Source organism: Mesorhizobium sp. M0239, from assembly GCF_040321815.1.
GTDB lineage: Bacteria > Pseudomonadota > Alphaproteobacteria > Rhizobiales > Rhizobiaceae > Mesorhizobium.
On record NZ_JAMYSG010000092.1, the window covers coordinates 1 to 1,447 of the forward strand.

Below are 1,447 nucleotides of genomic sequence, written 5' to 3' on the forward strand. Positions count from 1 at the left end.
AATGAACTGACCCCATAAAGTTGGACGGTTCATTGAGTTGGTAGGTTTAAGGGCTGGTTCCTGTATTGCACAGGGGCCAGCCCTTTCAGTTTCAGTTTGATGCGGCGGTGGTTGTAATAGTCGATGTAGTCCGTGATGGCGTCGTCCAGGCTTTGAACGGTGTCGAAGGTTCCGGGATGGAAGAGCTCGGATTCGAGGATGGCAAAGAAGCTCTCCATTGGGGCGTTGTCGAGGCAATTGCCTTTGCGTGACATGCTCTGTTGGAGGCCTCTGGCTTCCAGCCTGCGTTGGAATGCCGACATCTGATACTGCCATCCCTGATCGGAATGCAGGATCGGCCTTTCGTTCTCACCAAGCCGGGCGAGGGCTTTGGTCAGCATATTGTCCACCATTTTGAAGCGTGGCCGCCGCGCCGTCTCGAACGCGACGATCTCGCCATTGTAGAGATCCATGACCGGGGACAGATAGAGCTTGTCGCCGGCCAGGCTGAACTCCGTCACGTCGGTCACCCATTTGCGGTTGGCGCGGTCGGCGCCGAACTTGCGCTGCAACAGATCGGGAGCGGTCCGCCCAGCCTCGCCCCTGTAGGAGCGATACTTCTTCGGCCTGACCAGCGACTTCAATCCCATCCCGGCCATCAGGCTCTGGACGGTCTTGTGGTTGACGCGCCGGCCCAACCGGTGCAGTTGCGCAGTCACCCGGCGATAGCCGTAGCGACCCTTGTGGCTGTCGAAGATGGCCTTGATCGCCGCCTTCAGCGCCGCATGGCGGTCCGAGCGCTTCGCTGCTTTCTGTCTGTAATAGAACGTGCTGCGCGCAAGCTTCGCCAGCTCGAGCAGCCCCTCAAGCGAATGCAACGGCCTTAACGCCTGGACGGCTTGCGCTTTTTGAGCGCATGTCCCTGCGTTAAGGCCTCTAGTTTTTTTAGGTAGTCGTTCTCCATCCGCAGATGCTTCAGCTCAGCCAGCAGTTCTTCGCGGCTTTTGGCCTCGTCACTGGCTGCAACAGGCACTGCGGGGGACGGCGGCTTTGACATGGGTCGTCCTCTGGGACGTGGGCCGAGCGCCTCTATCCCGCCCGCATGATAGCGCTTCTCCCAGCCCGTCAGGCAACTGGCATTGCGGATATTGAACAATGCAGCCGTCTGCCGATACGACAGACCTTCCTCCCACATTCGCTCAAGCACCGACAGCCTGAACGCCGCGTCGTAACGACCGTACTTACCAGATAGCCCGGCATCGCCATGCGCCTGGTACAACGCAACCCACTTGCGAACAGTGGCCGCATCAACGCCATGCATCGACGCCGCACTCGCGCAGCTCTCATCCCCGCCTAAATAGCTATCGACAACCGAGCGCTTGAAACTCTCGCTGTATTTGGACATGCAAAACCCCCGAAGGTTGTGTCCAACTTTCGGGGGTCAGTTCAAAACGGGGCTTTTTTCATT

The 1,447-nt window shown here is 58.7% G+C and carries 1 protein-coding gene; it reads right to left on the minus strand.

Features of this window, described 5'->3' with window-relative positions:
• Positions 1-29: 29 nt before the first annotated feature.
• Positions 30-1,384 (minus strand): IS3 family transposase gene (locus NKI99_RS33700; protein ID WP_502905572.1). Its coding sequence is split into 2 segments (ribosomal slippage): positions 30-919 and positions 919-1,384, totalling 1,356 coding nucleotides; the frame shifts between segments, so codons are not numbered across the junction.
• Positions 1,385-1,447: the final 63 nt, after the last annotated feature.